Origin of the sequence: Nocardiopsis halophila DSM 44494 (assembly GCF_000341245.1) — a bacterium.
Classification (GTDB): domain Bacteria; phylum Actinomycetota; class Actinomycetes; order Streptosporangiales; family Streptosporangiaceae; genus Nocardiopsis_A; species Nocardiopsis_A halophila.
The window spans coordinates 1-23,706 of record NZ_ANAD01000069.1; the positions used below are offsets into that span (position 1 = coordinate 1).

At 73.1% G+C, this 23,706-nt stretch carries 26 protein-coding genes; 5 read left to right on the top strand and 21 right to left on the bottom strand.

All coding sequences use genetic code 11. The annotated features are described in order from the left end of the window. The first annotated feature begins 546 nt into the window (after positions 1–546). Complete coding sequence (locus D450_RS0108780; RefSeq protein ID WP_017538293.1) at positions 547–1,263, top strand: aspartate/glutamate racemase family protein; 717 nt, start codon at positions 547–549, stop codon at positions 1,261–1,263. A gap of 36 nt (positions 1,264–1,299) precedes the next feature. On the opposite strand, the gene rdgB is transcribed toward D450_RS0108780, so the two are convergent. Both rdgB and rph read right to left on the bottom strand, forming a co-directional pair. Then, the gene (gene rdgB / locus D450_RS0108785; RefSeq protein ID WP_017538294.1) at positions 1,300–1,923 is read right to left on the bottom strand and encodes an RdgB/HAM1 family non-canonical purine NTP pyrophosphatase; all 624 of its coding nucleotides are present in this window, start codon (positions 1,921–1,923) and stop codon (positions 1,300–1,302) included. Then, complete coding sequence (rph, locus tag D450_RS0108790; RefSeq protein WP_017538295.1) at positions 1,920–2,597, bottom strand: ribonuclease PH; 678 nt, start codon at positions 2,595–2,597, stop codon at positions 1,920–1,922. Before rph ends, rdgB begins: the two co-directional genes overlap by 4 nt. Before the next feature lie 103 nt (positions 2,598–2,700). Here rph and D450_RS0108795 point away from each other — a divergent pair, with 103 nt between their 5' ends. Continuing rightward, complete coding sequence (locus D450_RS0108795) at positions 2,701–3,360, top strand: hypothetical protein (protein ID WP_017538296.1); 660 nt, start codon at positions 2,701–2,703, stop codon at positions 3,358–3,360. Between the two features lie 48 nt (positions 3,361–3,408). Here D450_RS0108795 and D450_RS0108800 read toward each other — a convergent pair whose 3' ends face one another. The 7 genes from D450_RS0108800 to clpS all read right to left on the bottom strand — a co-directional run bounded on the left by D450_RS0108800 (position 3,409) and on the right by clpS (position 7,926). Further along, the gene (locus tag D450_RS0108800; RefSeq protein ID WP_017538297.1) at positions 3,409–4,188 is read right to left on the bottom strand and encodes an MBL fold metallo-hydrolase; all 780 of its coding nucleotides are present in this window, start codon (positions 4,186–4,188) and stop codon (positions 3,409–3,411) included. Positions 4,189–4,403: 215 nt separating this feature from the next. Beyond that, the gene (locus D450_RS0108805; protein WP_026128451.1) at positions 4,404–5,210 is read right to left on the bottom strand and encodes a thioesterase family protein; all 807 of its coding nucleotides are present in this window, start codon (positions 5,208–5,210) and stop codon (positions 4,404–4,406) included. A gap of 50 nt (positions 5,211–5,260) precedes the next feature. Next, on the bottom strand, positions 5,261–6,208 hold the full coding sequence (locus tag D450_RS0108810) for a PLP-dependent cysteine synthase family protein (RefSeq protein WP_017538299.1): 948 nt from the start codon (positions 6,206–6,208) through the stop codon (positions 5,261–5,263). Between the two features lie 5 nt (positions 6,209–6,213). Then, positions 6,214–6,492 carry a MoaD/ThiS family protein gene (locus tag D450_RS0108815; protein WP_017538300.1) on the bottom strand — a complete coding sequence of 93 codons (279 nt, stop codon included), beginning with the start codon at positions 6,490–6,492 and terminating at the stop codon, positions 6,214–6,216. 53 nt (positions 6,493–6,545) lie between these two features. Further along, on the bottom strand, positions 6,546–6,986 hold the full coding sequence (locus tag D450_RS0108820; RefSeq protein ID WP_017538301.1) for a Mov34/MPN/PAD-1 family protein: 441 nt from the start codon (positions 6,984–6,986) through the stop codon (positions 6,546–6,548). Between the two features lie 28 nt (positions 6,987–7,014). Then, a complete protein-coding gene (locus D450_RS0108825; RefSeq protein ID WP_017538302.1) occupies positions 7,015–7,620 on the bottom strand; it encodes a DUF2017 domain-containing protein in 606 nt (201 codons plus the stop codon). Positions 7,621–7,629: 9 nt separating this feature from the next. Then, on the bottom strand, positions 7,630–7,926 hold the full coding sequence (gene clpS, locus D450_RS0108830) for an ATP-dependent Clp protease adapter ClpS (RefSeq protein WP_017538303.1): 297 nt from the start codon (positions 7,924–7,926) through the stop codon (positions 7,630–7,632). A 116-nt stretch (positions 7,927–8,042) separates the two neighbouring features. Here clpS and D450_RS0108835 point away from each other — a divergent pair, with 116 nt between their 5' ends. Beyond that, on the top strand, positions 8,043–9,332 hold the full coding sequence (locus tag D450_RS0108835; RefSeq protein ID WP_017538304.1) for a nicotinate phosphoribosyltransferase: 1,290 nt from the start codon (positions 8,043–8,045) through the stop codon (positions 9,330–9,332). Beyond that, positions 9,332–9,943: an isochorismatase family protein gene (locus D450_RS0108840; protein WP_161631142.1), complete on the top strand. Its 612-nt coding sequence runs from the start codon at positions 9,332–9,334 to the stop codon at positions 9,941–9,943. Before D450_RS0108835 ends, D450_RS0108840 begins: the two co-directional genes overlap by 1 nt. 7 nt (positions 9,944–9,950) lie before the next feature. Here D450_RS0108840 and D450_RS0108845 read toward each other — a convergent pair whose 3' ends face one another. The 12 genes from D450_RS0108845 to D450_RS0108900 all read right to left on the bottom strand — a co-directional run bounded on the left by D450_RS0108845 (position 9,951) and on the right by D450_RS0108900 (position 21,380). Further along, positions 9,951–10,961, bottom strand: coding sequence for a tryptophan--tRNA ligase (locus D450_RS0108845; RefSeq protein WP_017538306.1), 1,011 nt, complete (start codon positions 10,959–10,961; stop codon positions 9,951–9,953). 10 nt (positions 10,962–10,971) lie between these two features. Further along, on the bottom strand, positions 10,972–11,913 hold the full coding sequence (locus tag D450_RS0108850) for a zinc metalloprotease (RefSeq protein WP_017538307.1): 942 nt from the start codon (positions 11,911–11,913) through the stop codon (positions 10,972–10,974). Positions 11,914–12,016: 103 nt separating this feature from the next. Continuing rightward, a complete protein-coding gene (locus D450_RS0108855; protein WP_017538308.1) occupies positions 12,017–13,747 on the bottom strand; it encodes a DEAD/DEAH box helicase in 1,731 nt (576 codons plus the stop codon). Positions 13,748–13,798: 51 nt separating this feature from the next. Next, positions 13,799–13,975 (bottom strand): hypothetical protein, encoded by a 177-nt coding sequence (locus tag D450_RS33960; RefSeq protein ID WP_017538309.1) that lies wholly within the window; start codon positions 13,973–13,975, stop codon positions 13,799–13,801. A gap of 4 nt (positions 13,976–13,979) precedes the next feature. Further along, a complete protein-coding gene (locus D450_RS0108865) occupies positions 13,980–14,780 on the bottom strand; it encodes a class E sortase (RefSeq protein WP_026124470.1) in 801 nt (266 codons plus the stop codon). A gap of 123 nt (positions 14,781–14,903) precedes the next feature. Further along, positions 14,904–15,146 carry a DUF3039 domain-containing protein gene (locus tag D450_RS0108870; protein WP_017538311.1) on the bottom strand — a complete coding sequence of 81 codons (243 nt, stop codon included), beginning with the start codon at positions 15,144–15,146 and terminating at the stop codon, positions 14,904–14,906. Positions 15,147–15,200: 54 nt separating this feature from the next. Next, positions 15,201–15,785, bottom strand: coding sequence for a YqgE/AlgH family protein (locus tag D450_RS0108875; RefSeq protein ID WP_017538312.1), 585 nt, complete (start codon positions 15,783–15,785; stop codon positions 15,201–15,203). Between the two features lie 58 nt (positions 15,786–15,843). Then, positions 15,844–17,253: an NAD-dependent malic enzyme gene (locus D450_RS0108880; RefSeq protein WP_017538313.1), complete on the bottom strand. Its 1,410-nt coding sequence runs from the start codon at positions 17,251–17,253 to the stop codon at positions 15,844–15,846. Between the two features lie 167 nt (positions 17,254–17,420). Further along, entirely contained in the window at positions 17,421–18,086 is a 666-nt protein-coding gene (locus D450_RS0108885) for a cytidylate kinase-like family protein (RefSeq protein ID WP_017538314.1), read from the bottom strand. A gap of 38 nt (positions 18,087–18,124) precedes the next feature. Continuing rightward, entirely contained in the window at positions 18,125–19,066 is a 942-nt protein-coding gene (locus D450_RS0108890; RefSeq protein WP_017538315.1) for a tetratricopeptide repeat protein, read from the bottom strand. An 18-nt stretch (positions 19,067–19,084) separates the two neighbouring features. After that, entirely contained in the window at positions 19,085–20,788 is a 1,704-nt protein-coding gene (locus D450_RS0108895) for an acyl-CoA mutase large subunit family protein (RefSeq protein WP_017538316.1), read from the bottom strand. 76 nt (positions 20,789–20,864) lie between these two features. Beyond that, positions 20,865–21,380 carry a MarR family winged helix-turn-helix transcriptional regulator gene (locus D450_RS0108900; protein ID WP_026124472.1) on the bottom strand — a complete coding sequence of 172 codons (516 nt, stop codon included), beginning with the start codon at positions 21,378–21,380 and terminating at the stop codon, positions 20,865–20,867. Between the two features lie 255 nt (positions 21,381–21,635). Between D450_RS0108900 and D450_RS0108905 the strand changes: the two genes are divergently transcribed. After that, the gene (locus tag D450_RS0108905; RefSeq protein WP_017538318.1) at positions 21,636–23,642 is read left to right on the top strand and encodes a glycoside hydrolase family 18 chitinase; all 2,007 of its coding nucleotides are present in this window, start codon (positions 21,636–21,638) and stop codon (positions 23,640–23,642) included. The last annotated feature ends 64 nt before the right edge of the window (positions 23,643–23,706 follow it).

Here is a 23,706-nt window from a genome sequence, read left to right on the forward strand (position 1 = left end):
TTTCCGCTAGAGGCGGCTTTCCGCTTTGTTGTGCTCCCACTTTATCAGGGCCGCTCATTTCCGCCAAATCGGCGGGTTTCGCATTTCCCTGGGACTCTCCGCTTCTCCCGCGGACCGTTCCCCCGTCCGCGCACACGGCGCCGACACCGGATCGGATTCGGAAGACGCCCGCTCAGCGGGCAGAGTGTCCTCGGTGAGATGCGGCCCCGATCGCCCACCCGCTCTCGCGGGTGTTCGGACCTCGGTGGGCCGCTCGTCCTCCAGGATACACATCCGAGGCGGTGCCTCGAACGCCTTTCCAGAGGACGTGTCGCCTGAGCCTCCGGGAGTCTCCAGGCGCCTCTTGCGAAGCTGCCCCGAAGCCCTTCGGCGCGGCGACCCGCACAACGTTACCGGACCCCCGGGGCCTTCCCGTCCAAGACGCGCCGTGCGCCGCATCACAGCCTCCGTCCCCCGCGGGTTACGCTCCCGGAACGGGCACCCCCCTGGCCGTCCCCTTTCCCGACCCGGCTTCCCGCTGCTCACGGCACCGTTCAGGAGGCACCGATGAAGCATCTCGGCATCCTCGCCCACAGCGCCGAAGGCGCGTCCCTCTGTTTCCGGGAGTTCTGCCACGGCGCCGACGGCCGGGCCGACATGCATCCGGACGTCTCCTTGGACTGCATCGCGTTCGGCCGCACCATGCCCGCCTGGAACAGCGGCGACCACGCCGCGGTGAAGGAGGTCCTGGCGGTGAGCGTCGAGCGGCTCGCCGCCGCCGGGGCCGACTTCTTCGTCTGCCCCGACAACACCGCCCACCTCGCGCTGGAGTCCCCCGGGCCGGCGCTCCCCCTGCCCGGCCTGCACATCGCCGACGCCGTCGCCGACCGCGCCGCCCGGCAGGGCCACCGCAAGGTGGGCGTCCTCGGGACCGCGTTCACGATGGAAGGGCCGGTCTACCCGCGCGCGCTCAAGGCCAAGGGGATCGACGCCGGCATCCCGGACTCGGACGACCGGGCGTTCGTTCACGAGGCCGTCTTCGGTGAACTCGTCCACGGCGTCTTCAAGGACTCCACCCGCACCGCCTTCGGGGAGATCGTCGCGCGCCTGGCCCGGGACGGCTGTGATGCGGTCGCCCTCGTGTGCACCGAGATCCCGATCCTCCTGCCGCCGGAGGCGTCCCCGCTGCCGGTGCTGGACTCCACCCGCCTGCTGGCCCGCGCCGCACGGGAGGTGGCGGACGAAGGCCGCCCCATGCCGGTGTGGCGGGGCGGCCCTGTCTGAAGCGTCTTCCGGGTCGTCTCTCTGGAGAGCCGTCGCTCAGGAGATCCTGCGGATCTCCTCGGCCAAGGCGCGGAAGGCCTTGCCCCGGTGGCTGATGGCGTTCTTCTCCTCGGCCGCCATCTCCGCGGTGGTGCGGTCCCCGCCCTCGGGGACGAACACGGGGTCGTAGCCGAACCCGTTGGCGCCCCGCGGCTCGCGGATGATGCTCCCGCGCATGACGCCCTCGACCGCGGTCTCCTCTCCCCCGGGCACGACGAGCGCGGCGGCGGCGACGAACTCGGCCCCGCGGCGCTCGTCCGGGGTGTCGGCGAGCTGGTCGAGCACCAGGTGCAGGTTGGCCAGGTCCTTGTCTCCGGAGGCGTCGCCGAACCGGCCGGACCAGCGCGCCGAGAGCACGCCCGGCATGCCGCCCAGGGCGTCCACGCGCAGCCCGGAGTCGTCGGCGACCGCCGGCAGCCCGGTGGAGGCGGCCACCGCCCGCGCCTTGAGCAGGGCGTTGCCGGTGAACGTCGGCTCGGTCTCGGCGACCTCGGGGGCCCCGGGGTGCTCGTCGAGCCCGACGACGTGGGCGTCCACCCCGGCCTCGGCCAGGATGGCCGCCATCTCGGGGACCTTCTTGGTATTCCTGGTGGCCAGCACCAGTCGGAGCCGCCCGCTCATCCGGCCAGGGCCTTCTTCTGCAGCTCGGTCAGCTCGGCGCAGCCCCCCACCGCCAGGTCCAGCAGGCCGTCGAGCTCGGCGCGGTCGAACGGCGCCCCCTCGGCGGTGCCCTGCACCTCGACGAAGCTGCCGTCGCCGGTGACGACGACGTTCATGTCGGTCTGGGCGACCGAGTCCTCCAGGTAGTTCAGGTCCAGGCGGGGCTGGCCCTGGATCATGCCGACGCTGACCGCGGCCACCGAGCCGGACAGCGGGTTGTTCTTGAGGTTGCGCCGCTTGCGCAGGTGCTTGACGGCGTCGGCCAGGGCGACGTAGGCGCCGGTGATGGCCGCGGTGCGGGTGCCCCCGTCGGCCTGGAGCACGTCGCAGTCGAGGGTGATGGTGTTCTCGCCCATGGCCTTGAAGTCGACGACCGCGCGCAGCGACCGGCCGACCAGGCGGGAGATCTCGTGGGTGCGGCCGCCGATCTTGCCCTTGACCGACTCGCGGGCGCCGCGGGTGTCGGTGGAGCGGGGCAGCATCGCGTACTCGGCGGTCACCCAGCCCTCGCCGGTGCCGCGGCGCCAGCGCGGCACCCCCTCCTCGACGGTGGCGGCGCACAGGACGCGGGTGTCACCGAACTCGATGAGCGCGGAGCCCTCCGCGTGGCGGAGCCAGTTGCGGGTGATGTTCACGGGGCGGAGTTGGTTCGGAGCGCGTCCGTCGGGTCGAGCCATGCTCCGAAGACTATCTTCTGGCCCGGGTCCGGTCGCGCGGATCTCTGGCACCATTGGGGCCATGATCGAGCTTCCCAGGGCACTGGCCGCCGGGGCGCTGGCGCTCGCCGCTTCCGGCTGCGCGGCCGGGGAGGCGGACCCCCCGCCGGGGCCGGCCTCCGACTCGCCGGCGCGGTCCGCGGACGCGGCCCCGGCCTGGGAGGCGTTCGGCGGGGAGCCGGTGGCGCCGGAGGGCACCGCGGACGAGGCCGGGCCCCCGGCCGGGGCCGAGCCGGTGGAGGTGCCCGGCACCTGCGAGGAGGCCGGGCTGCCGGAGGACACCGAGGCGTTCGCCGAGCTGGCCCCCGAGGACGCCCAGTTCACCCAGGTGCGCGGGGAGAGCGCCCTGGAGTGCTCGTGGGCGGGGTTCGACCGCGGCGACGGCAGCGCGGTGGTGCTCGTGTCGCTGTCCCCGGAGGGCAGCCGGGTCGAGCACGCCGGCGAGGTCCCCGCGGCCGTGCAGGAGGCCGCCGCGGAGGGCTCGCAGGCCTACTTCACCACCGAGCGGCTGACCGCGCTGGGCGGGTTCGCCGAGTGGCGGCCGGGCGAGCGGTTCTCCCGGGTCCGCCTGCACCTGCCGGGCCTGCTGGTGACCGTGCAGGCGAACAGCGACACCTTGGAGCGCGACGGGGGCGCGGCCATGGAGGCCGCGGCCGCCACCGCGGAGGGCCTGCTGGACTAGGGCGCGGCCGCGGACCGGAGACGGCCCGCAGAACACCCCGTCCTCAGGTCATCCGACCGCGTCCAGCGCTCCGGCCTCCACGCCGATCCGGTAGACGGCGCCGGGCCGGGCCAGCTCCACGGGCCCCTCGTAGGCGCTGCGCGCCTCGCGGAGGGTGAGCTCGTCGTCGTTCCAGGGCACCAGGTGGGTCAGCACGAGGCGGTGGGCCCCCGACCGGTCGGCGTGCGCACCGGCCTCGGCCCCGGTCAGGTGCACCCCGTGCGGGTTGTCGTGGTGGTCGTGGAACGAGGCCTCGCACAGGAACAGGTCGGTGTCCAGGGCCAGGCCGGTGAGCTCCTCGCAGGTGGCGGTGTCACCGCTGTAGGTCAGGGTGGACCCGGCGTGCTCCAGGCGGATCCCGTAGGCGTCGACGGGGTGGTTGACGCGGGCGACGGTCGCGGAGAACGGCCCGATGTTCAGCTCCCCGGGGGCGAGTTCGACGAAGTCGAAGGTCTCGCGCATGCCGGGTTCGGGGTCCAGCCCGTAGGCCTCGGCCATCCGGTCGGCGACGCCGGGCGGGCCGTAGACGGGGATGCGGGGCTTGCGCCCGCCGTGCGGGTAGGTGCGCGCGACCCAGTAGGAGCAGAGGTCGAAGCAGTGGTCGGCATGCAGGTGGCTGAGGTAGACGGCGTCGATGCCGTAGATGTCGGTGTACTTCTGGAGCGCTCCGAGGGCGCCGTTGCCGAGGTCGAGGAGCAGGCGGTATCCGTCCGCCTCCACGAGGTAGCACGAGGCGGGGCTGGCCGGGCCGGGGAAGCTCCCCGAGGATCCGATGATGGTGAGTCGCACGTCGCTTTTGCCTTTTCGGGTGGAATGCCTCCGCGGAGACCAGCGCGGCGGCGCCGAGCCGGGCGTCTCCATGTTCTCCGTGTTACGGGTCTACCCCAATGACCGCTGCGGTGGTACCGAATGTGGCCCGCGTCTCACGCGGCCTGGATCACATGTGACCTGTTCCCAGAGCCGAACACTCCACGTTTTTCCTGCTCAAAGGCGATAAACGGGGGTCAGCGCCCGTTTCGGGCGAGTTGCCGCCCCTGCGCCACGAGCCGCCCCTTCACATCCCACAACTCCACGCTCTCGTCGAACCAGCCCCCGGCGGCGAGCCGGCTGCGGGCACGGAAGGCCAGGGGACCCGGTTCGGGGGCGGCGCGCATGTGCCAGGTGAGCTCCACGGTGGGGGCCCACCTCCAGGAGTCGAGCACGGTGACCACCGGCGGGGTGGCGTCCACCGCCACAGGCAGGAAGTCGGCCGGGTCGGCGGGCGCGCCCTCGGCCGGGGCGGGCGCCAGGTGGCCGCTGAGCTCGGGGACCGGGTCCTCGACCTTGCCGGTCAGGGCCTTCCAGGAGTCCTCGGTGTAGTACTGCTCCAGCCGGCCGATGAACCCCTCCTCGCCGGTGACGCTGCGCCGGGGGTCGAACCGGCGGCACCGCTCGGGCGGGGGCACGGCCGGGGCGGGCCCGGCGTAGTCGGGTTCGGCGCCGGGGTCCAGGCGCGCGGCGGCGATGGTGCCGGTGACCAGGTCGCGCCCGCCCTGGCGCAGGGTGGTGCGCAGCGAGGTGACGGTGCGCCCGGTCTTGAGCGCCTCGGTGACCACCTCGGCCGGCCCCGGGGAGGCGGGGTGCAGGAAGTGGTAGGAGGAGGCGACCGGGTGCGGGTGGCCGGGCGCCCGCTGCAGGGCGGCGCGCTGCATGACGGCCATCAGGTAGCCGCCGTTGAGCGCGGTGCCGATGAGGAAGCCGGGGTCGAGGTCGGCGCGGTGGCGCCCGTCGTCGCCGGCGGCGACCCGGGTGGCGCGGTCCAAGCGTGACATGCGCCCCATTGAACCGAACGATGTTCGGAACGCGCCACCCGGGTGCGGGCTCAGGCCCAGAGCTGGCCCTCCAGCCGCTCCTCGGCCTCGGCCAGGGTGCCCTCGTAGGCGCCGGTGGACAGGTACTTCCACCCGCCGTCGGCGATGACCAGGGCGATGTCGGCCCGCTCGCCGGCCTTGGCCGCCTTGTCGGCCATGGCCAGCGCGGCGTGCAGTGCCCCACCGGTGGAGATCCCGGCGAAGACGCCCTCGCGCTCCAGCAGCTGCCGGGTGCGGCGCAGGGCCGCGTCGGAGGGCACCGAGAAGCGGGTGGTGAGCACCTCGGCGTCGTAGAGCTCGGGGACGAACCCCTCGTCCAGGTTGCGCAGCCCGTAGACGAGCTCGCCGTAGCGCGGCTCGGCGGCGACGATCTTCACGTCGGGCCGGTGCTCGCGCAGGTAGCGCCCCACCCCCATGAGGGTGCCGGTGGTGCCCAGCCCCGCCACGAAGTGCGTGATCTCCGGCAGGTCCGCGAGCAGCTCGGGGCCGGTGGTCTCGTAGTGCGCGCGGGCGTTGGCGGGGTTGCCGTACTGGTAGAGCATGACCCAGTCGGGGTGGTCGGCGGCCATCCGCTTGGCCACCCGCACCGCCTCGTTGGATCCCCCCTCGGCCGGAGAGGAGTGCACCTCGGCGCCCCACATCCGCAGCAGCTGGCGCCGCTCGGCCGAGGTGTTCTCCGGCATCACGCAGACCATGCGGTAGCCGCGCAGGCGGGCGACCATGGCCAGGGAGATGCCGGTGTTGCCCGAGGTGGGCTCGAGGATGGTGCAGCCGGGCGTGAGCAGCCCGTCCTTCTCGGCCTGCTCGACCATGAAGAGGGCCGCCCGGTCCTTGACGGAGCCGGTGGGGTTGCGGTCCTCCAGCTTGGCCCACAGCCGCACGTCGGGGGCGGGCGAGAGGGCGGGCAGGCCGACCAGCGGCGTGCCGCCCAGGGAGTCCAGGAGCGAGTCGTGGCGCATGGCGGCTAGCGCATGCCGCCGGCGACCGCCGGAAGCACGGTGACGGTGTCGCCGTCGGCGACCTGCGCCTCGATCCCGCCGAGGAAGCGCACGTCCTCGTCGTTGAGGTAGATGTTGACGAACCGCCGCAGCTTGCCGTCCTGGACGAGCTTGTCGCCCAGCCCGGGGTGGCGGCGGTCCAGGTCGTCGATGAGCTCGGCGAGGGTGGCTCCGCTGCCCTCGACGGCCTTGGCGCCGTCGGTCAGGTTGCGCATGATCGTGGGGATGCGGACCTCGGTGGCCATGGTGTCTCCGTTCTCTGGTGTGGTCCCGGTCGTCGTCACCGGCGTCAACGGCGCTAGGCCCCGGCGGATTCCCCGCCCCCGGCCCGCCCTTCGACGATCTCCACGGGCTCCTCGGCGACCTCGCCGCCGGTGATCCGGAAGGAGCGGAACTCGGCGGTGTGCGGGTCGCGGGTGGAGACCAGCACGTAGTGCGCGCCGGGCTCGGAGGCGTAGGAGACGTCGGTCCGGGAGGGGTAGGCCTCGGTCGCGGTGTGCGAGTGGTAGATGACCACGGGCTCCTCGTCGCGGTCGTCCATCTCCCGCCAGACCTTCAGCTGCTCTTTGGAGTCGAAGCGGTAGAAGGTGGGCGAGCGCTCCGCGTTGGCCATCTCGACCATGCGCTCGGGCCGGTCGGACCCGAGGGGGCCGGCCACGATGCCGCACGCCTCGTCGGGGTGGTCGCGGCGGGCGTGCGCGACGATCCTGTCGCGGATCTCCCGGTTGATCCTCAGCATGGCCCTCAGGGTAGCCGAGAAATTATCCCTACCCACTCACTGGGTATGACTTTTTCGGCGGGCCGTGCCGCCGGCCGCCCCAGTCGCCCCCCCNCCCCGTCAGGGCCTGGACCAGGGTCTCCTGCAGCCCGCCGAGCCACTCGTAGACGCCGAGCGCGGCCCGGTCGGAGGCGGCCTCGGCGCGCACCCGGGTGGCGCCGCCGTCCTCCTCCACGCCCAGCCGGGTGCCCAGCGCCAGCCGGACGTCGTTGAGCGCCTTGAGCCAGGCGTGCGCGTCGCCGGTGTCCAGCACCAGCTCGCCGCCGCCGGGGCCCAGGCCCTCCAGCCCCGCCATCACCGCCTCGGCGTTCTCCCGCTTGTGCCGGCGCAGGTCGCCCTCGGTGTAGCGGCGGAAGTCCCCGGCGGCCTCGCGGTCGCCGGTGTAGGCGTCCGGCAGCAGCCGGGCCAGCACCGGGTCCTCAGGCGTGCGGGAGGCGCCCCCGATGCCCACCAGGGCCTCCAGCGGGTCGCCCCCGTCCTCGGGGGGATCCACCAGCTCCAGCACGAGCGCGGCCATCGAGCGCAGCACCGCGGCCTCGTCGCGGTCCAGGCGGATGCGCACGCCGCCGCGCACGGCACGGAATCCGTCGGTCATCCGGCCACCCTATTCGTCGTGCTGCAGTGTCGCCCACAGGCCGTACTCGTGCAGCACCGACACGTCCCGCTCCATCTCCTCGCGGGAGCCGCTGGAGACGACGGCGCGCCCCTTGTGGTGCACGTCCAGCATCAGCTTGTGCGCCTTGGCCCTGGGGTAGCCGAAGACGGTCTGGAAGACGTAGGTGACATAGGACATGAGGTTCACCGGGTCGTTCCAGACGATCGTCACCCACGGCGTGTCGGGTCGCACGTCCTCGTCGGCCTCCGGCCGTTCCTGCTCGACCGGTGCCGGGGCGGTCCCCATGGGTCGCTCACCTCTCACGCTCTACCGGCGGTACCGGCTCCATTGTCCCACTGCGCGGCCCCACCGCACGGCACCGCTATTTTGGTACCGAGAGACACAAACTAGTCTGGATGCCCATGACCGACCACGCGAGCAGCGCCCTGCTCACCGACCGGTACGAGCTGACCATGCTGCAGGGGGCCCTGCGCAGCGGCGCGGCGCACCGGCGGGCCGTCTTCGAGATGTTCGNCCGCTACGGCGTGGTCGCCGGCACCGGCCGGTTCCTGGAGGCGCTGCGCGACTTCCGCTTCGGCACCGCCGAGCTGGACTACCTCTCCGACGCCGGGGTGGTGGACGAGGCCACCCTGCAGTGGCTGGCCGACTACCGCTTCACCGGCGACGTGTGGGGCTACGGCGAGGGCGAGTGCTACTTCCCCGGCTCCCCCGTCATGGTCGTCGAGGGCACCTTCGCCGAGGCGGTGCTGCTGGAGACCCTGGCGCTGTCGGTGTTCAACCACGACACCGCGATCGCCTCGGCGGCCTCCCGGATGGCCGTGGCCGCCCAGGGGCGGCCGATGATCGAGATGGGGTCGCGGCGCACCCACGAGGGCGCCGCCGTGGCCTCGGCCCGGGCCGCCTACATCTCGGGCTTCGCCAGCACCTCCAACCTGGAGGCGGGCCGCCGCTGGGGCGTCCCGACCGCCGGGACCAGCGCGCACGCCTTCACCCTGCTGCACGACAGCGAGCGGCACGCCTTCCAGGCGCAGCTGGACGCACTGGGCCCGGGCACCACCCTGCTGGTGGACACCTACGACGTCGCCCGCGGCGTGGGCACCGCGGTGGAGCTGGCCGGGACCGGCCTGGGCGGGGTGCGGGTGGACTCGGGCGACCTGGCCGCCGAGGCGGCGCGGGTCCGCCGCCAGCTGGACGGGCTGGGCGCCTCCGACGCCCGGATCGTGGTCACCGGGGACCTGGACGAGTACGCCATCCAGGCGCTGGCGATCGCGCCGGTGGACGGCTACGGGGTGGGCACCGCGCTGGTGACCGGCTCCGGGGCGCCCACCGCCTCGCTGGTGTACAAGCTGGTGGCCCGGGCCCGCGGGACCGGGGACGGGGTGCCGCTGGAGCCGGTCGCCAAGCGGTCGGTCGGCAAGCCGAGCAAGGGCGGGCGCAAATGGGCCTCGCGCGCGGTCGGCGACGACGGCACCGCCACCGCCGAGATGGTGCACGACCACGACCCCGAGCCGCGCCCCGGGCTGCGGCCGCTGCTGCGCCGGCTGGTCGAGGGCGGCGAGGTCGTGGGCGCCGAGCCGCTGGAGGCGGCCCGCGAGCGGCACGCCCGGTCGCTGGCCGAGCTGCCGGCCGCGGCGCGCCGGATGTCGCGCGGGGAGCCCGCGCTGCCCACCGAGTTCCTGGGGAGGCCGTGATGAGCGCACCGGACGCACAGAGCACAGAGAGAACACAGCGGGCACTGATCGTCGTGGACGTGCAGAACGACTTCTGCGAGGGCGGCAGCATGGGGGTGGCCGGCGGCGCCGCCGTGGCCGGGGAGGTCTCGGCCCACATCGCCGCGCACCGGGACTCCTACGCCCACGTGGTGGCCACCCGCGACCACCACGTGGACCCGGGCGGCCACTTCTCCGCCGAGCCGGACTTCGTGGACAGCTGGCCGCCGCACTGCGTGGTGGGCACCGAGGGCGCCGAGTTCCACCGGGCCTTCGACACCGCGCCGGTGGAGGAGGTGTTCAGCAAGGGCGCCTACACCGCCGCCTACAGCGGCTTCGAGGGCACGGCCGAGGACGGCCGGCCCCTGGAGGAGTGGCTGCGCGCGCACGGGGTCACGGAGGTGGACGTCGTGGGCATCGCCACCGACCACTGCGTGCGGGCCACGGCGGCCGACGCGGCCGCGGCCGGGTTCTCCACCCGGGTGCTGCTGAACCTGACGGCGGGGGTGTCCCGCGCGACCACCGACGCCGCCCTGCGGGAGCTGTCCGCCGGGGGCGTCGTCCTGCAGGGCGAGCCGGTGGTCGCCGCCTGAGGGCGCCTCAGTCGATGCCGATGGCGGCGCGGACCTTGGCCAGGGTGGCCCGGGCGCGCCGCCGCGCGCGCTCGGCCCCGGCGGCCAGGATCGCGTCGAGGTCGCTGTCGGGCTCCATCAGCGCGTCGTAGCGCTCGCGCATGGGGCCGAAGGTGGTGTTGAGGACCTCGAACAGCTCGTTCTTGAGCTCGCCCCAGCCCATGCCGCCCTCTTCCAGGCGCTTGCGGACGGCCGCGGTGCGCTCGGCGTCGGCGAAGTGCTCCAACAGCTGGAACACGGCCGAGGTGTCGGGGTCCTTGGGGTCCTCCACCGGCGTGGAGTCGGTGGGGATGCGCCGCACCAGCTTCTTGAGCCTGTTCTCCGGCAGGAACAGCGGGATGTGGTTGTCGTAGGACTTGCTCATCTTCCGGCCGTCGATGCCGGGGAGCAGGCTGGACTCCCCCTCGGGGTAGGCGCCCTCCGGGATCGGGAAGGCGTACCCGGCACCGTAGAGGTGGTTGAAGGAGCCGGCGATGTCGGCGGTGTACTCGATGTGCTGGCGCTGGTCCCGGCCGACCGGGACCACGTCGGCCTCCATCACCAGGATGTCGGCGGCCATCAGGACGGGGTAGTTGAACAGGCCCATGTTGACGCCGGCGTCCAGGTCCTCGGCGCCGGACTCGGCGTTGCGGTCCCGGGCGGCCTTGTAGGCGTGGGCGCGGTTCATCAGGCCCTTGGCGGTCACCGCGCCGAGCACGGTGGTCAGCTCGAAGACCTCGGGCACGTCGGACTGCCGGTAGAGCACGGTGCGCTCGGGGTCCAGACCGCAGGCGAGCCACGTGGCGGCGACCGACCGGACGTCGTGGCGGAGCCTCTCGGGGTCCCGGACCGAGTTGAGCGCGTGGTAGTCGGCGAGGAAGTACATGCTGTCGTGCTCGCGCGCCGCGTCCAGGGCGGGCTTGATGGCCCCGATGTAGTTGCCGAGGTGCGGCATCCCCGACGTCTGGATGCCGGTCAGGTAGGTCTTGGTCGCTGCCATGGCCCCGAGTCTAGGACACCCCCTGAGCGCCGTGCCCGGCGCGGAAGGCGTACCAGTGGGCGGCCATCCGCTCGGCCTGGCCGTCGGTGAACTCGCTCATGCAGGCGTCGTCGCTGTAGTTCATGAAGTTGCGCACGGGGTCGGAGCCGGGACGGGCGGGGCAGGTGTCGCGGCCGTCCGGGCAGCCGGAGGCCTGCTCGCGCTCGTAGGGGGTGTCTCCGACGTAGTCCCCGGGCCAGGAGCAGCCGTTCTGGAAGGTGTGGAAGAGCCCGAGCCAGTGCCCGGCCTCGTGGGTGGCGGTGTGGCCGCGGTCGAAGTGCTCGCGGGCGCCGCCGGGGACGGTGCGGTGGTCCACGACGACGCCGTCGCCGCCTGGGTCCTCGGCGTAGTCCTGGGGGAAGGTCGAGCGGCCGAGCACCCCGCGCCCCAGGTCGGCGGTGAACAGGTTGAGCGTCTCGGGCCCGCCCCGGCGCATCTCGGCCCGCTCCCGGGCGCCCTGCCCTGCGATGGTGGAGAACAGCCGGTCGTCGACGGTGCGGACGGTCTCCTCCAGCTCGAAGTCGAAGCCGGTGTCGGCGCCGCCGTAGCCGCCCCCGAAGGCCCGGTCCAGCACCCGGACCTGCTCGCGGACGGTGTCGGCGGACAGGTCCCCGGTCCCGTCGGAGGCGCTGACCACGTGCACCACCACGGGCACGGTGCGGCGCTCCCGGTGGGCCGACTGCGGCACCCGGGCCTCGCGGAGCTCACGCTCGTACTCGGCGGCCTGCTCGGGGGTGACGTGGCCGTCGCGGCCGCCGTACCCCCCGCCGGTGCGGCAGTCCTCGGCGGCCTCCGGTGCGTCCTGGCCAGCGCTCCCCTGCCCTGTGCCCCCCTGCCCGGCGGCACCCAGCAGGGCGGCCAGGGCCGCGGCGCAGGCCGCCAGCCCGGCACCGGTGCGGCCGATCCTCTTCACACATTGCCCCATGGCGCGGAACGTATCCGTTCGACCACTTTGGGTGGTTGTGGCGCGCGGGCCCGGTTCGCCGCCCTTGCCGGGTGTTTACCGGCCGATGGGCTCAGGTGCCCCCGGTGGCCCAGGTGCGGATCTTGGCGATGCGCTGCTCGATCTGCTCGGGCGAGGCCTGGGCGATGGGCGGCCCGCCGCAGGCGCGGCGCAGCTCGTTGTGGATCATCCCGTGCGGCCGGCCGGTGCGGTGGTGCCAGGCGCCCACCAGCCCGTTGAGCTCCTTGCGCAGCGCGGCCACCCGCTCGTGCTCGGGGGCGCCGTCCGGCTGCTCCTGCTCCTGCCGGGGCGGCCTGCGCTCGCCGGCCCGCTGGTCGGCCTTGCGCTTGCGCAGCAGCTGGGCCACCTGCTCGGGCTCCAGCAGCCCGGGCAGCCCCAGGAAGTCCTCCTCCTCGGGCGAGTCGGGGGTGCCGCCGCCGAACTCCGAGCCGTCGTAGAGCACCCGGTCGAACTCGGCGGAGGCCTCCATCGTCTCGAAGGGCAGCTCCTCCCCCGCGTCGGGGGTGTCCCGCTTCTTGCGGGCCTCGTCCAGCTCCCGCCCCTCGGGGTCGAACTCCTCGCCCTCCTTCGGCGGCCGGTCCAGGGCGTGGTCGCGCTCGCGCTCCATCTCCCCGGCCAGCTCCAGCAGGGTGGGCACCGAGGGCAGGAAGACCGAGGCCACCTCTCCGCGCCGCCGGGACCGCACGAAGCGCCCCACCGCCTGGGCGAAGAACAGCGCGGTGCTGGTGGAGGTGGCGTAGACCCCCACCATCAGCCGCGGCACGTCCACGCCCTCGGAGACCATGCGCACCGCGACCATCCAGCGCTCGTCGGACTCGGCGAAGCGGGAGATCTTCTTGCTCGCGGTGGGGTCGTCGGAGAGCACGACCGTGGCGCCCTGGCCGGTGATCTTGCGCAGGATGCGCGCGTAGGCGCGGGCGTTCTCGTGGTCGGTGGCGATGACCAGGCCCCCGGCGTCGGGGCTGGAGTGGCGCACCTCGGTCAGCCGCCGGTCGGCGGCGGCCAGGACCTTCTTGATCCAGTCGCCCTTGGGGTCCAGCGCGGCCTTCCAGGCCTGGGACAGGGCGTCCTGGGTGAGCGGCTCGCCCAGGCGGGCGGCGAGCTCGTCGCCGGCCCGGGTGCGCCAGCGCATCTCCCCGGAGTAGGCCATGAACAGCACCGGCCGCACGACGCCGTCGGTCAGCGCCGGGGTGTAGCCGTAGTTGTAGTCCCAGGAGCAGCGGCGGATCCCCTGGCCGTCCTGGACGTAGTCCACGAACGGGATGGGGTTGACGTCGGACCGGAAGGGGGTGCCGGTCAGCGCCAGGCGCCGGGCGGCCGGGTCGAAGGCCTCGCGCACCGCCTCGCCCCAGGACAGGGCGTCGCCGGCGTGGTGCACCTCGTCGAAGACGACCAGCGTGCGGCGCGCCTCGGTGCGGTTGCGGTGCAGCATCGGGTGCGCCGCCACCTGGGCGTAGGTCACCGCCGCCCCGGTGTACTGCCGGCCCAGCGCCCCCTGGCCGTTCTTGAAGTCGGGGTCGATGGCGATCCCGAACCGCGCGGCGGCCTCGGCCCACTGCTTCTTCAGGTGCTCGGTCGGGCACACGATCGTCACCGAGCGCACCGCGTGCCGCGCCAGCAGCTCCGCGGCGAGCGTCAGCGCGAAGGTCGTCTTGCCCGCGCCCGGCGTGGCCACCGCCAGGAAGTCCCTGGGGTCTCTGCGGAAGTACTCCTCGAACGCCTCCCGCTGCCACTGGCGCAGCCCGGCGAGGCGCTCCCCCGTGCTCGTCTGCAGAACCGTCATTCGGCCGTTCCCCTGTTGCTCACCCGGACGAGGGTATCCGAGGCAGGGAGGTCAGCCGCCTGCCCCCGCGCCGGTGTCGACGGCACCGTCGTTGAACGGCATGTAGGGGTCGGCCCAGGGGAAGACGACGTACCAGAGCAGCCAGGCGGCTCCGGCCAGCAGCGCGAGCGCCAGGACGAGCTTGACCGGGACCGGGCCCGGGAGCAGCCGCCAGATCAGTCCGTACACCGGGTCACTCCCCCTCTTCGGCGTCGTCCGGCGCCATGTGCTCGATGGACTCGGGCATGCCCTCGTCCTTGGGCCGGGTGTCGGTCAGCTCGGCGTGCACGATCAGCCGGTGGGTGTTGTTGAGCTTGGGCGCGCAGGTGGTCAGGGTGAGCAGCGCGCGCTGGGGGTCGTCGTTGTTCTCCGGGTCGAAGGGGTCGGGGTCGACCACGTCGACCTGGTCGGGTGTGACGACCTCCTCCTCGATGACCTCGTAGGTGTAGAAGTTCTCCGCGTCCTCCAGGACGAGCGGGTCGCCGTCGGAGAGCTGGTCGAGGTCCCAGAAGATGCCCGAGGTGCGGTGCCCGGCCACGGCGTAGTTGCCCAGCTCACCGGCGGAGGCGGCGTCGCCCCCCGCGACGTCGTCGTCGGTGTAGCGGCCGGGGCTGTAGCGGATGTCCTCGGGCTGGACCCCGTTGACCACGACCCACTCCAGGTCCAGTCCGGGGATGTACAGCCGGCTGTCGGCCGAGCCGGGCAGCGGCTCGGAGTCGGGGCCCTTGGGCTCCTCCCAGGCCTGCTGCAGGTCGTTGTCGAGCCCCTGCTGCTCCCGGTCGGTCTCCATCTGCTTGCCGTAGATCTGGTACACGGCGAAGAAGAGCATGACGACCCCGGCGGTGAACAGCAGCTCGCCGAAGCCGCGCAGGATCCCCCGGGCGACATCGCCCGCGCTCACCCCGCGGCGCCTGCGGCGGCGTCCGCGCCCGCCCGAGCCGTGCGCCCCGGACCTCCGGCGGGCCCCCCGCTCACGCTCGCTCGTGGAAACCATGCGACCTACCTGACCTACCCGTCGTCACCGTCCCTGGGAGCGTATCCTGCCCCACCCGCCCCCGGGGGCGCAGATCCCCTCAGCGGCGGGCGGTCCGGGCGGCGGCGGCCGGATGCGGCCAGGTCAGGAGGTCATCTCCTCGTAGATCTCCTTGCACTCGGGGCAGACCGGGAACCTCTTGGGGTCGCGGTTGGGGACCCAGACCTTGCCGCACAGGGCGATCACCGGTGCGCCGGTCACCGCACTCTCGGTGATCTTCTCCTTCTGCACGTAGTGCGCGAAGCGCTCGCGGTCCCCGTCGTCGTGCGAGATGTCGGGCCGGGTCTCGCTCTCGGGGACGACCTTGTTCAGCACATCCGTGGCCATGGTTGCCTCACACCTCCTGCGTCTGACGTCCACCGTATCGCCGCGCGGGGGGTGTCAGTTCATTCCGGGGTCGTCGGGCAGCGTCGCGACCAGCGCCAGGTCGCCGCCCTGGCGGCGCAGCACCCGGGGCCACAGCGTGGCCGGGTCGGCCGAGAACACGTCCTCGGCCAGGGCGGGCAGCACGTACCAGGCGCCCTCGTCGATCTCGCCGGCCAGCTGGCCCCGGTCCCACCCGGCGTAGCCGGCGAAGACCCGCAGGCGGCCCAGGGCGCCGCCGAGGATCTGCGGGGGCGCGTCCAGGTCGACCACGCCCAGCCCCTCGGGGACCGGCGGCCCCTCGCCGGGGGCCTCGAGCCGGCGCCAGCCGGGCGGCTCCTCGGCCCCGCCGGGCACCCCCAGGGCCAGCCCGGCGCCCTCGCCGACCGGGCCGCCGGCGAACATCACCGGCGGGTCGGTGGCGAAGGCGCCCCAGTCGTGCAGCACCTCGGCCACCGGCAGCCGGGAGGGCCGGTTGACGACGACGCCGAGCGTGCCCTCGGCGTCGTCGTCGACGACCAGGACGACCGTGCGGCGGAAGTGGGGGTCCTCCAGCGCGGGCGCGGCCACCAGCAGCCGCCCGGTCAGGTGGTCAGGGTCCATACCCGACTGTCTACCCGGTGCCCGGCGCGCCCGCACGGGCCCGCCCCGCCCGGTCCGCTCAGTCCTCGGCCCGGCCGTGGCCGGAGCGCACCGCCACCTCGCGCACCGCGGCGGCCACGTCCTTGGACAGGTCGGTGTGGAAGACGCTGGGGATGATGTAGTGCGGGCCCAGCTCGTCGTCGGTGACGGCGTCGGCGATGGCGTCGGCCGCGGCGACCATCATGTCGGAGTCGACGTGGTGGCTCTGGGCGTCCAGCAGGCCGCGGAAGAAGCCGGGGAAGACGAGCACGTTGTTGATCTGGTTGGGGTAGTCGCTGCGGCCGGTGGCCACCACCGCGGCGTGCAGCCGGGCCACGTCCGGGTCGACCTCGGGGTCGGGGTTGGCCAGCGCGAAGATGATCGCGTCCTCGTTCATCTCGGCGACGTCCGCGCCGCCGAGCACGTTGGGCGCCGAGACCCCGATGAACACGTCGGCGCCGGACACCGCGCCCTTGAGGTCGCCCTCGTACCCCTCGGGGTTGGTGTTGGCGGCGATCCACCCCAGGTTGGCGTCGAGGTCGTCGCGGCCCTGGTGGATCGCGCCGTGCACGTCGCAGACCACCACGTGCTTGGCGCCGGCGTGCATGAGCAGCTTGAGGATGGCGGTGCCGGCGGCACCGGCGCCCGACATCGCCACCCGCACCTCGGCCAGGTCCTTGCCGACCACCCGCAGCGCGTTCTTCAGCGCCGCCAGCACCACGATGGCGGTGCCGTGCTGGTCGTCGTGGAAGACCGGGATGTCGAGCAGCTCGCGCAGGCGCGCCTCGACCTCGAAGCAGCGGGGCGCGGAGATGTCCTCCAGGTTGACGCCGCCGAAGCCGGGGGAGATGACCTGGACGGTGCGCACGATCTCGTCCACGTCCTGGGTGCCCAGGGCGATGGGCCAGGCGTCGATGTCGGCGAAGCGTTTGAACAGCGCCGCCTTGCCCTCCATCACCGGCATCGAGGCCTCGGGGCCGATGTTGCCCAGGCCGAGCACGGCCGAGCCGTCGGTGACCACCGCGACGCTGTTGCGCTTGACGGTCAGCCGGCGGGCGTCGGCGGGGTTGGCCGCGATGGCCTGGGAGACCCGGGCGACGCCGGGGGTGTAGGCCATGGACAGCTCGTCGCGGTTGCGCAGCGGCACCTTCGACTTCATCTCGATCTTGCCGCCGAGGTGCATCAGGAAGGTGCGGTCGCTGACCTTGTGGACGACGACGCCCTCCACCGCGCCGAGGGCGTCCACGATGGACTGGGCGTGGTCGGTGTCGCGGGCCGCGCACGTGACGTCGATGCGGATCCGCTCGTGGCCGGCCTGGGCCACGTCCAGCGCCGTGATGACGCCTCCCACGTGCTCGACCGCGCTGGTCAGGCCGCCGACCGCACTGCCGTGCCCGTCGACCTCCAGGCGGACGGTTATGGAATAGGAGACGCTGGGAAGGGTGGCCACGTACAACTCCTCTGTGTCACAAGTGGTCTGCGCCACGGCCCGCCGGGGCTCATCCGGCGCGCCGGCGGCACCGCCGGGCGGCCTGGCTGGGTGGACCACCCGGTGGCTCCCGGTGCCCGGGCGCACCCTTCATGGTGCCACCGCCGCAGATCAAACGGTGCACCGCACTACATTTGCGGTGCCCGCTCCCGGGCCAGGCGGTCGATCACCTCGACGCAGGCGGGCAGCGGCAGCGCCGTGGCGTCCAGCACGAGGTGGTACAGGGCGGCGTCGGCCGGGTCGACCCGGTAGAAGCGGCGCACGTAGGCGCTGCGCGCGCGGTCGTTGGCCTCCAGGTCGCGCATCCGCGGCGGCCCCCCGCCCTCCTCGCGGCCCTCGCCGGAGGCGCGGGCCTGGGCGAGGCGCCGGTCCTTGGGGCCGTCCAGGCGCACGTGCAGGGCGCCGGGCCGGTCGGCGAGCACCACCGCGCCGGCGCGCCCCAGGACCACTCCCCCGGTGTCGGCGACCCGGCCCAGGACCTCCTCGGTGCGGTCGACGAACTCCTGGTCGTAGAGGATGCGCCCCTCGGCGTCGGAGGGCGTGACGTAGGCCGGGTCGACGCTGCCCAGGGTGACGGTGGGCAGCCGCGCGGCGCTGGCCAGCAGCCGTTCGAAGCCGGTGGGGGCGCGGTCGTCGTGGCGCAGCGCGTCCTCCAGGGAGCAGCCGATCTCCTCGGCGACCGCGCCCGGGACGGCCCGGTCCACGAAGGGCACGCCGAGGCGCTCGGCGACGGCCGGTCCCACCGTGCCGCCGCCGGCGCCGAAGGTCGCCGAGATCGTCACCAGATACGGCATGACCTGGTTCTACCCGCGCCGGGGCGGGCCGGAACGGCTCAGAACAGCGCCGCGGTGAGCTGCCGCCGCGCCTTGGAGACCACCGGGTCGGCGGCCGGCAGCACCTCGAACAGCGACAGCAGGTGCTTGCGCACCCGGTCGCGGTCCTCGTCGCGGGTGTTCTTGACCAGGGTGATGAGCCGGTTGAAGGCGTCCTCCACCTTCTGGCCGTACATGTCGATGTCGGCGACCCGGATCTGGGCGTCGACGTCGCCGGGGTCGTCGGCGGCGGCCTTGCGGGCCGCGGCGGCGTCCACCCCGCGCAGCCGGCGGATCAGCCGCACCTGGGCCAGCCGCTGCCGGGCGTGCTCGTTCTTGGGGTCGGACTCCAGCGCCTTGGCGTAGACCTGCTCGGCGGCGTCGAAGTCGTCGCGCTGCAGCGCCTCCTGGGCCTCGGCGTCGACCGGGTCGACCTGCTCGGCCCCGGCGGCCTCCTCGCCGGGCTCGCCCTCCGGGCCGAGCCCGGTGTACTCGGGGGGCAGCACGTTCTGGTTGCGCAGCTCCTCGAAGACCTGGGAGAGCCAGTCGCGCAGCTGGGCCTCGGTGGCCGGCCCCGTCGGACCGGGCACCACCTGGCCGCCGATGACCAGGGCGACCATCGGGGCGGCGGGCACCCGCAGGGCCTGGGCGAGCTGCGGGCTGGCCTGCACGTCGACCTTGGCCACGGCCCACTGGCCGCCCGCGGCCACGGCCAGCCGGTCGACGGCCGACTCGACCTGGGCGGACTGCTCGGAGGAGGACTGCAGCACGGCCAGCACGACCGGCGCGCTCATCGAGCGCTGCAGGACCTCATCCTGGAAGTTGTTCTCGTCGACGTCGATCGCGTACGGGTTGGCGGTTCCCGAGGAGCGCTCGGCCTCCCGCTTGGCCTCGCGTTCCATGGCGGCCTTGCGCGCCCCGAGGTCGACCGCGCCCTGCATGGAGTAGTCCGATGGCTGCATGCCTCCATCCTGCCCCATCTAGAAGCGCGGATCCTCCACATAGGTGCCGAACTCCCGGCCCATCGTGCCGCAGATCTCCCCGAGAGTGGCCTCGGCCCGGGCGGCGTCCAGGATGAGCGGGACGAGGTTGGGGGCGTCCGGGTCGCGCACCGCCTCCAGCAGCCGGTCCAGGGCGGCCCGGACGGCGTCGCCGTCCCGGCGCTCCCGGCGCTCGGTGAGCGCGCGCACCTGGTCGCGCTCGACCTCGTGGCTGATCCGCAGGATGTCGACCTCGCCCGAGACGGTGGAGGTGGCGGTGTTCACGCCCACGATGCGCTTGTCGCCCTTCTCCAGGGCCTGCTGGTAGCGGAACGCGGACTCGGCGATCTCGGCGCTGAACCAGCCGCTGTGGATCCCGGCCAGGATGCCGGAGGTGACCGGCCCGACGGCGTGCTCGGCGTCCTCGCCGCCGCCCATCTCGATGATCTTGGCGAAGACCCGCTCGGCCTCGGCCTCCATCCGGTCGGTGAGGGCCTCGACGTAGTAGGAGCCGCCGAGCGGGTCGGCGACGTTGGCCACGCCGGTCTCCTCCATGAGCACCTGCTGGGTGCGCAGGGCGATCTCGGCGGACTGCTCGGTGGGCAGGGCCAGGGTCTCGTCCAGGGCGTTGGTGTGCAGCGAGTTGGTGCCGCCCAGCACGGCCGAGAGCGCCTCGGTGGCGGTGCGCACCACGTTGTTGTAGGGCTGCTGCGCGGTGAGCGAGACCCCGGCGGTCTGGGTGTGGAACCGCAGCCACTGCGCCTTGGGCGAGGCGGCGCCGAAGCGGTCGCGCATCCAGCGCGCCCAGATGCGGCGGGCGGCGCGGAACTTGGCGACCTCCTCGAAGAAGTCGATGTGGGCGTCGAAGAAGAAGGACAGCCCGGGGGCGAAGACGTCCACGTCCAGGCCGCGGGACAGGCCCAGCTCGACGTAGCCGAACCCGTCGGCCAGGGTGAAGGCCAGCTCCTGGGCGGCCGTGGCCCCGGCCTCGCGGATGTGGTAGCCCGAGACCGACAGGGGCTTGAAGGCGGGGATGTTCTCCGCGCAGTACTCCATCAGGTCGCCGATGAGGCGCAGGTGGGGCTCGGGCGGGTACAGCCACTCCTTCTGGGCGATGTACTCCTTGAAGATGTCGGTCTGCAGGGTGCCGTTGAGCGCGGACAGGTCGGCGCCCTGGCGCTCGGCCGCGGCCAGGTACATGCAGAAGGCGGGCACGGCGGGGCCGCTGATGGTCATCGAGGTGGTGATGTCCTGCAGCGGGATGCCGTCGAACAGCGCGTCCATGTCACAGGTGGAGTCCACGGCGACGCCGCAGTGGCCCACCTCGCCCAGGGCGAAGGGGGCGTCGGAGTCGTACCCCATCAGGGTGGGCATGTCGAAGGCCACCGAGAGCCCGCCGCCGCCGGCGTCCAGGATCATCTTGTAGCGCTCGTTGGTCTGGCGCGCGTTGCCGAACCCGGCGAACTGGCGGATGGTCCAGGAGCGGCCGCGGTAGCCGGTGGGGTGCAGCCCGCGGGTGTAGGGGAACTCCCCGGGCCAGCCGATCCGCTCGAAGCCGGGCACGCTCGCCCCTTCGGGCGGGCCGTAGACCGGCTCGACCTCCTGCCCGGACAGGGTGGTGAAGTCGGCGTCGCGCTTGCGGGCGGAGTCGTAGCGGCGCTGCCAGCGCTCCCGCCCGGCCTCGATCTGGTCACTGGTCGCCATACCGACGATAGTAGGACTTCCAACTAATTTTCGATAGGGGTGCGCCGGGAACGGGCGCGCCGGGGCCGCCCGGGCGTCACTCCCCGGGGTCGGGGAAGTCGCCGAAGCCCACCCGCAGCTTGACGAAGGAGCGGTGCATCTCCTCCAGCTCCTCGCCGGTGTAGCCCTCCAGCCCGAAGTCCATGTCCAGCAGGTCGCGGGTGGCGTGCTCGACGACCTCGCGCCCGGCGGCGGTGATCTCGGCCAGGGTGCCGCGCCCGTCGCTGGGGTTGGGCAGGCGGCGGACCAGCCCCTGGCGCTCCAGCCGGTCGATGGTGTTGGTGACGCTGGTCGGGTGCACCATGAGGCGCTCGCCGATCTTGCCCAGGGGCAGGGCGCCGGTGTGGCTGAAGGTCAGCAGCACCAGGGCCTCGTAGCGGGCGAAGGTGAGCTCGTAGGGCTTGAGCGCGGCGTCCAGGCGCCCGATGAGGATCTGCTGGGCGCGCATGACCGAGGTGACCGCGGCCATGGCGGGCGAGGCGCCCCAGCGGCGCGTCCAGTTCTCGTGCGCGCGCTCGATCGGGTCGAACGGCAGATTAAGCGGGTTTCCCACCCGGCCACTGTAGCGACCCGCCCCTGGGAGCACGCCCGGACGGCCTTGTCCAGGGGGGCTGTGCGGCCGGATCCGGCCCACGGGGGCCGGTCCAGTACACAGGCGCCCGCGGGCCGGGACCGCAAGCGGCCCGGTCCACCCGTGAACCGCCCCACCGCCCCCCGCGGCGCGAATTTCCCGGCGCGGACTCCTTGTCCCGGCGAAAACTAATAGTTAACTTTCCTAAAAATTAGCCCCGACAGTGAGGACACCCCCATGTCCGCGAGACCCCCCGCACGGGGGCGGATCCGGCCCCGCGGCTGGATCGCGGCGGCCGCCGCCGCGCTGACCGCCCTTCCGCTCGCCCTGTCGACCGCCCCCGCCTCGGCCGACGCTCCCGCGGCCGCCCCCGAGGGCGTCACGGTCGTCTACACCGAGGGCTCCTCCTGGGAGACCGGCTACAGCGGCCAGTTCACCATCGACAACGCCTCCTCCACCGACCTGTCCGACTGGACGATCGATGTCACGCTGCCCGACGGCGCCGAGATCACCAGCCTGTGGAACGCCGAGATGAGCAGGTCCGGCGCCGACTACACGCTCACCCCGCCGAGCTGGGGGGCGACCGTCCCGGCCGGCGGCACCTACCAGATCGGCTTCAACGGCTCCCTGTCCGCCGGCGCCACCGAGACCGCGCCGGTCTCCTGCACCGTCAACGGCTCGCCGTGCGCGGGCGGGCCCGGCGAGGACGACACCGAGGCGCCGACCGCGCCCGAGGGGCTGTCGGTCTCCGGGACCACCTCCAGCAGCGTCGGGCTGTCCTGGGACGCCTCCTCCGACAACGTGGGCGTGGCCGGGTACGAGGTGGTCTCCGGCGGCGAGGTCGTGCGCACCGTCATCGGTGACACCCCCTCGGCCACGGTCTCGGGCCTGGACGCCGACACCGAGTACACGTTCGCCGTGCGCGCCTTCGACGCCGCGGGCAACACCTCGGCCGAGAGCGCCGCGGTGACCGCCCGCACCGACACCGGCGGCGACCCCGGCGGCCCGGGCGGCGGCAAGCGGGTCGGCTACTTCACCCAGTGGGGCATCTACGACCGCGGCTACCTGGTGAAGGACGTCGACACCAGCGGCACGGCCGAGCGCCTGACCCACATCAACTACGCCTTCGCCAACATCAACGCCAACGGCCAGTGCTTCCAGGCCAACCAGCTGGGCGAGGGCGACGCCTGGGCCGACTACGGCCGCTCCTTCCGCGCCGACGAGAGCGTGGACGGGGTGGGCGACACCTGGGACCAGGACCTGCGCGGCAACTTCAACCAGCTGCGCGAGCTCAAGGAGAAGCACCCGCACCTGAAGGTGAACCTGTCGATCGGCGGGTGGACCTGGTCCAAGAACATCTCGGACGCGGCGAGCACGCCGGAGTCGCGGGAGCGGATGGCCTCCTCGTGCATCGACATGTTCCTGCGCGGCAACCTGCCGGCGTTCGACGGCGCGGGCGGCCCCGGGTCGGCCTACGGCGTGTTCGACGGCATCGACCTGGACTGGGAGTGGCCGGCCTCGGAGGGCCACCCGGACAACGTGTGGAAGCCCGAGGACAAGCAGAACTTCACCGCGCTGGTCGGCGAGTTCCGCTCCCAGCTCGACGCCCTGGAGACCGAGACCGGGCGCTCCTTCGAGCTGACCTCCTTCATGCCGGCCGACCCGGCGAAGGTGGAGGCCGGGTTCGAGGTCGACAAGATCATGCCGGACTTCGACTTCATCACCCTGCAGGGGTACGACTACCACGGGGCCTGGGAGGAGACCACCGCCCACCAGTCGAACCTGGTGGTCTCCCCTGACGACCCGAGCGAGCCGGAGCGGCTGTTCAGCGGGGAGGTGGCGCTGGACGCCTGGACCTCGCGCGGGGCGGCCCCCGAGGACATCGTGATGGGCGTGCCCTTCTACAGCCGCGGATGGACCGGTGTGGAGCCGGGCCCGAACGGCGACGGGATGTTCCAGTCCTCGACCGGCGCGGCCCCCGGGACCTATGAGGACGGCATCGAGGACTGGAAGCGGCTGAAGGACCTGCCGGGCCAGGGGTACACCCTGCACCGCGACGAGCAGGCCGGCGCCGCCTGGATCTACGACGGCACCACCCTGTGGACCTTCGACGACGAGACCGAGATGCGCCGCAAGGCCGACTGGATCAACGGCCAGGGCCTGGGCGGGGCCATGGTGTGGTCGCTCGACGGCGACGACTCCCAGGGAACGCTGATGCGGTCGCTGGACGGCTCGCTGGCCTGAGCGGTTGTGCAGGGCGGAACCTCCGTTGACCGGCGCCGAATCAAATAGTTAAGTTTCCTAAAAA

Bases quoted from the DNA above. Each gene is read 5' to 3' on its own strand.
- D450_RS0108780 (WP_017538293.1), top strand. From the start codon at position 547: ATGAAGCATCTCGGCATCCTCGCCCACAGCGCCGAAGGCGCGTCCCTC.
- rdgB (WP_017538294.1), bottom strand. From the start codon at position 1,923: ATGAGCGGGCGGCTCCGACTGGTGCTGGCCACCAGGAATACCAAGAAG.
- D450_RS0108795 (WP_017538296.1), top strand. From the start codon at position 2,701: ATGATCGAGCTTCCCAGGGCACTGGCCGCCGGGGCGCTGGCGCTCGCC.
- D450_RS0108805 (WP_026128451.1), bottom strand. From the start codon at position 5,210: ATGTCACGCTTGGACCGCGCCACCCGGGTCGCCGCCGGCGACGACGGG.
- D450_RS0108810 (WP_017538299.1), bottom strand. From the start codon at position 6,208: ATGCGCCACGACTCGCTCCTGGACTCCCTGGGCGGCACGCCGCTGGTC.
- D450_RS0108815 (WP_017538300.1), bottom strand. From the start codon at position 6,492: ATGGCCACCGAGGTCCGCATCCCCACGATCATGCGCAACCTGACCGAC.
- D450_RS0108820 (WP_017538301.1), bottom strand. From the start codon at position 6,986: ATGCTGAGGATCAACCGGGAGATCCGCGACAGGATCGTCGCGCACGCC.
- clpS (WP_017538303.1), bottom strand. From the start codon at position 7,926: ATGGGGACCGCCCCGGCACCGGTCGAGCAGGAACGGCCGGAGGCCGAC.
- D450_RS0108840 (WP_161631142.1), top strand. From the start codon at position 9,332: ATGAGCGCACCGGACGCACAGAGCACAGAGAGAACACAGCGGGCACTG.
- D450_RS0108845 (WP_017538306.1), bottom strand. From the start codon at position 10,961: ATGGCAGCGACCAAGACCTACCTGACCGGCATCCAGACGTCGGGGATG.
- D450_RS0108855 (WP_017538308.1), bottom strand. From the start codon at position 13,747: ATGACGGTTCTGCAGACGAGCACGGGGGAGCGCCTCGCCGGGCTGCGC.
- D450_RS0108865 (WP_026124470.1), bottom strand. From the start codon at position 14,780: ATGGTTTCCACGAGCGAGCGTGAGCGGGGGGCCCGCCGGAGGTCCGGG.
- D450_RS0108870 (WP_017538311.1), bottom strand. From the start codon at position 15,146: ATGGCCACGGATGTGCTGAACAAGGTCGTCCCCGAGAGCGAGACCCGG.
- D450_RS0108875 (WP_017538312.1), bottom strand. From the start codon at position 15,785: ATGGACCCTGACCACCTGACCGGGCGGCTGCTGGTGGCCGCGCCCGCG.
- D450_RS0108885 (WP_017538314.1), bottom strand. From the start codon at position 18,086: ATGCCGTATCTGGTGACGATCTCGGCGACCTTCGGCGCCGGCGGCGGC.
- D450_RS0108890 (WP_017538315.1), bottom strand. From the start codon at position 19,066: ATGCAGCCATCGGACTACTCCATGCAGGGCGCGGTCGACCTCGGGGCG.
- D450_RS0108895 (WP_017538316.1), bottom strand. From the start codon at position 20,788: ATGGCGACCAGTGACCAGATCGAGGCCGGGCGGGAGCGCTGGCAGCGC.
- D450_RS0108905 (WP_017538318.1), top strand. From the start codon at position 21,636: ATGTCCGCGAGACCCCCCGCACGGGGGCGGATCCGGCCCCGCGGCTGG.